A 391-nucleotide genomic window follows, 5' to 3' on the forward strand; every position below is an offset into this window, starting at 1 on the left:
AGGAGACAGAACTTACCCTATATCGCCATCGTGGGAGCATTGATTGCCGCCGTTGCCAGTATGAAGATTTTCGCCGGCAGTGAAGTGTCGATCTTCACTCTGGAGAAAGCGTACTCCGCAGGCGTAACGCCGGAACAATCGCAAACGCTGATCAACCAGGCTGCTCTGGCGGAGTTTATGCGCGGACTGGGTTTTGTGCCGTTGATTGCCACCACCGCGTTAGCCACCGGCGTATATGCAGTTGCGGGCTTTACCTTTGTTTATGCGGTGGGCTATCTCTCGCCGAATCCGATGGTTGCAGCGGTATTAGGCGCAGTGGTTATTTCGGCGGAAGTCTTGCTGCTTCGTTCGATCGGCAAATGGCTGGGACGCTACCCGTCGGTGCGTAATG

The 391-nt window shown here is 55.2% G+C and carries 1 protein-coding gene; it reads left to right on the plus strand.

The features are described from left to right. Positions 1-391, plus strand: a 391-nt coding sequence (locus tag E0L35_RS26030; protein WP_249362202.1) for a YhfT family protein, incomplete at both ends; no start/stop codon positions are given.

It is taken from the genome of Halomonas sp. ATBC28 (assembly GCF_005937175.1).
Lineage (GTDB): Bacteria > Pseudomonadota > Gammaproteobacteria > Pseudomonadales > Halomonadaceae > Vreelandella > Vreelandella titanicae.